Origin of the sequence: Mycobacterium sp. (assembly GCF_044342925.1) — a bacterium.
Classification (GTDB): Bacteria; Actinomycetota; Actinomycetes; order Mycobacteriales; family Mycobacteriaceae; genus Mycobacterium.
In genome coordinates this window covers 1-4,388 of sequence record NZ_JBIIOV010000219.1, presented here as the reverse complement: position 1 = coordinate 4,388, position 4,388 = coordinate 1, and the positions used below count along the sequence as shown (strand labels likewise).

Annotated in this window: 1 protein-coding gene and 3 pseudogenes; 3 read left to right on the top strand and 1 reads right to left on the bottom strand. The window is 67.6% G+C overall.

The window, feature by feature from the left end:
• A pseudogene (locus ADBZ6I_RS16245) lies at positions 1-367 on the bottom strand (glycine/betaine ABC transporter substrate-binding protein); the annotation flags it as partial.
• A gap of 95 nt (positions 368-462) precedes the next feature.
• Here ADBZ6I_RS16245 and ADBZ6I_RS16240 point away from each other — a divergent pair.
• From ADBZ6I_RS16240 to ADBZ6I_RS16230, 3 genes and pseudogenes are all read left to right on the top strand, one after another.
• Positions 463-1,767: an alpha-amylase family protein gene (locus ADBZ6I_RS16240; protein ID WP_526385653.1), complete on the top strand. Its 1,305-nt coding sequence runs from the start codon at positions 463-465 to the stop codon at positions 1,765-1,767.
• A gap of 121 nt (positions 1,768-1,888) precedes the next feature.
• Positions 1,889-4,035 (top strand): annotated as a pseudogene (locus ADBZ6I_RS16235) (adenylate/guanylate cyclase domain-containing protein).
• Positions 4,036-4,125: 90 nt separating this feature from the next.
• Positions 4,126-4,388, top strand: a pseudogene (locus ADBZ6I_RS16230) (hypothetical protein); the annotation flags it as partial.

Sequence of the window (4,388 nt, the reverse complement as noted above, 5' to 3'; positions counted from 1 at the left end):
CGACCAGGGCTTCGTTCTCGCCCGCCACAGCCAGGATGAAGGCAACGCTGTAGGAAATGTTCAGTGGAGCCGACAGGCCGCGGGCCACCGGGCTGGACCCGACAGTGCCGAAGTCCAGCTGCTTGGCGATGAACGCGCGGTTGACGGCGGCGCCGGAGTCGAACTTCGTCCACTCGATGGTGTAGTCCGGCAACGCCTCTTCCAGCCATCGGTTGTTCTTGACGACCAGATCTCCGGTGGGGAATGCCTGGTAGCCGATGCGGATCGTCGGCTTGGCCACGTCCAGCTGGAAATCCTCGGCGGCGCAGCCGGCCAGTGCTGTCAACACGGTCACGGCGATCGCCGCCAATCTTGTTGTGATCCTCATGCTTTCCTCCCGAGGGACCGCGCGGCATGCGGCGCCGACGAGCACGTTAACAAAAGAAGCTCGACGGCCGCCGCCCGTGTCTACAGTTGGTGCCCATGCCGGATTGGGTGAGCCACGCGATCTGGTGGCACGTCTACCCGCTGGGGTTCGTGGGAGCCTTCCCGTCCGAACACCCGCCCGCACCCGACGAGCACCGGCTGGGTCGGCTGGTGGACTGGCTGGACCACGCCATCGGCCTGGGCGCCTCCGGAATCGCGCTGGGTCCGGTCTTCGCCTCCCGCACCCACGGCTACGACACCACCGACCACTACCGCATCGACCCGCGCCTGGGCGACGACACCGACTTCGACCGGCTCGTCGGCGAAGCGCACCAGCGCGGCCTGCGGGTGCTGCTCGACGGCGTCTTCAACCACGTCGGCACGGACTTCCCCCGCTACCGGCAGGCGATCGGCGGCGACGCCGACGCCGCGTCGTGGTTCCGCGGGCGGCCGGGGAGGTTTCACACCTTCGAGGGCCACGGCGACCTGATCACCCTGAATCACCGCAACCCGGCCGTCGTCGACTACACCGCCGAGGTGATGTCGCACTGGCTGGGCCGCGGCGCCGACGGCTGGCGGCTGGACGCCGCCTATGCGGTTCCGGAGTCGTTCTGGGCGCAGGTCCTGCCCCGGGTCCGGGCCAACCATCCGGACGCCTGGTTCGTCGCCGAGGTGATCCACGGCGACTACACCGCGTTCGTGGACGGCTCGGCGGTGGACTCGGTGACCCAGTACGAACTGTGGAAGGCCGTCTGGAGCAGTCTCAATGACGGCAACTTCCACGAGCTGGACTGGGCACTGCAGCGGCACAACACTTTTCAGGACATCTTCGCGCCGCTGACGTTCGTCGGCAACCATGACGTCACCCGCATCGCCAGCAAGGTGGAGCGGGCCGAGCATCTGGCCCAGGCGCTGGTGTTGCTGCTGACCATCGGCGGGGTGCCCAGCATCTACGCCGGTGACGAACTCGGCTACCGCGGAGTCAAGGAGGACCGGGCCGGCGGTGACGACGCGGTGCGACCGGAGTTCACCGCGCCGCCCGGCGAGGTGGACGGACCGGCCGGCGATGTTCTCAACCTGCACCGCTACCTCATCGGCCTGCGCCGCCGCCACCCCTGGCTGCACGAGGCACGGACCTCGTCGCTACACCTGACCAACCGCAACTACGTCTACGAGACGCGACGCGGCGACGACGTCCTGATCGTCGCGCTCAACGTCGACGACGAACCCATGACCGTGCCGGTGGCCGAGTTGACCGGACGTCAGGCGCAGGTGGTGGCCGGGTCCGGCGCCCCCCCGCCGGAGGTCCTCGGCGCGGCGACGCTTCCGGCACACGGCTGGATGATCCTCACGCCCCGCTGAGCCGTTCCCGAGTGAGGTTGTCGGGCTGCCCGTTCCGGCGCATCGACGAAACGCTGCAGGGTGTTGGGGGTCGGACACCTGAGACAAGTTACCCTCGCGGGGGTCACGCGAAAGGAATTCGATGTCACCCCAAGCCCGCCAGGACGCGGTCGCACCGGAATCCCGGTCGGTCCTCGCCGAACGGTTGCGGCGCCGCCGGGCCAAACGCAGCCGGGCCAAACGCAGCCGGGCCAATCGCAGCCTTCTGGAACGGGTCAGCATTCAGTCCAAGCTGATGCTGATGCTGCTCACCATGAGCGTGCTGGCCACCGCGATCGCCGGCGGCATCGGCTTTCAGTCCGGTCGGTCGTCGCTGCGGGAGGCGGTGTTCGACCGGCTGACCGGAATCCGGGAAGCCCAGGCGCGGGTGCTCGAAATGGGACTCACAGACCTCAGCAGTTCGCTCGTCATCGACTCCCAGGGCGAGATGGTGAGCGGTGCTTTGGCGGCGTTCAGCGCCGCGTTCACCGAGTTGGCCGACGCCCCGGTGGATCCGGCGCAGAACAAGGCGATCACGGACTACTAAACGCGGCCAAGTATCTGCAGTCCCGCTACACGGTCGCGTTCCCCGACCAGCAGAAGGCGCTGTCCGCCGACGACGCCAAGGACGGCAGCGCCTGGTCGACCGCCAACGCCCGGTACAACCCGTATTTCCGTAAGATCGTCACCCGGCTGGGTTTCCGGGACGCGATGCTGATCAACGCCAAGGGCGACGTGGTGTACTCGGCTCTCAAAGGTGTCGAGCTGGGACAGAACGTGCTGACCGGTCCGTACCGGGGAGAAGGCGCGCTGCCCGACGCGTTCCGGAAAGCCATGGCCTCCAACGAGATCGACTACGTCGACAGCACCGACTTCGCCGAATACCTGCCCTCCGGCGAGCCGACCGCGTGGATTCTGGTCGCCATCGGTCCGCCGGGGCGCGCCGCCGGGGTGTTCGCCGTCGAGTACCCGGCCTCGGTGGTCAACAGCTTGATGACCGCCGACCGGCAGTGGGAGCGGGCCGGGATGGGCAGCACCGGTGAGGCCTTCGTGGTCGGCAAAGACGATCTGATGCGCTCGGATTCCCGGCCCTTCCTCGAGGATCCCCAGGCCTACCGCGAGGACGTCATCGCCGCGGGCACTTCGCCCGAGGTTGCCGATCGGGCGATCAAACAGGGCACCACGGTGCTGGTCCAGCCGGTGGGCACCAAGGCCACTCAGGCCGCCCAGCGCGGCGAGACCGGGACGCTGATCGCCACCGACTATCTGGGCCACCGCGCCCTGCAGGCCTACGCGCCGCTGAACCTGAAGGGTCTGGACTGGATCATCGTGGCGTCGGTGGACTCCGACGAGGCCTTCGCCCCGGAGCGCAATTTCGCCCATCGGCTGGTGCGGGCCGCCGCGCTGATCATCTTCATCGCCTGTCTGGCGGCAATGCTGTGGGCCAAGCTGTTCGTCCGCCCGATCAAACGGCTGGAGGAGGGCGCCGAGCAGATCAGCACCGGGGACTACAACGTGCGCCTGCCGGTGACTTCGGGCGACGAGTTCGGCGACCTGACAGCAGCATTCAACGACATGAGCCGAAACCTCGCGGACAAGGAAGCACTGCTGACCAAGCAGCGCGAGGAGAACGATCGGCTGCTGCTGTCGCTGATGCCCGAGTCGGTGGTGGAGCGCTACCGCGAGGGCGAGGAAAACATCGCCGCGGAGCACCAGGACGTCACGGTGATCTTCGCCGACCTGGGCGGTCTGGACGAGATGTCGGCCAAACTCGAAGCCGAGGAGTCCCTCGAGGTCATCAACAAGCTGGTGCGCCAGTTCGACGCGGCGGCCGACGGCCACGGTGTGGAGCGGGTGCGCAACACCCACAACGGCTACCTGGCCAGCTGCGGGCTGACCGTTCCGCGCCTGGACAACATCCACCGGACCGTGGACTTCGCCATCGAGATGCAGCGGATCGTCGACCGCTTCAACTCCGAAAGCGGCTACAACATCGCGTTACGCGCCGGGATCGACTCCGGTGCGGTCACCAGCGGGCTGGTGGGCCGTGCGGGCCTGGTGTACGACCTGTGGGGCGGTGCGGTGCACCTGGCGTCGAAGATCCGACGCGGGTCGGCTCAGCCGGGCATCTACGTCAGCGAGGACGTCTACGAGGCCACCCGGGACACTCTGCGCTACGCCTCCGCCGGGACCGTCGCGGTCGGCGACAAGCAGGAACCGACCTGGCGGCTGGCCGAGGATCGCGAATGACCATCCCGAGCGAGAAGCCGAAGGCGGATCGCGAATGACCATCCCGAGCGAGAAGCCGAAGGCGGATCGCGAGCCGAAGGCGGATCGCGAATGACCATTGTGAGCGCCCCCTGGTTCTACTGGTCGGTGATCGTCGCCGTCGCGCTGCCCGCGATCCTGGTGCTGCTCACCGAAGTGCAGCTTGCGCTGGAGCGTCGGGGAAACTTCCTGGCCAAGCCGGTCGGGCTGTTGCGGACCTTCATCGTTCCGCTCGGCGCGCTGCTGCTGTTGCTGACCCAGACCACCGGTCTGTCGGCGGAGACCACCTGGATCCGGGTGCTGGCAACGGTTTTCGGGTTCTTCGTTCTGGTGAT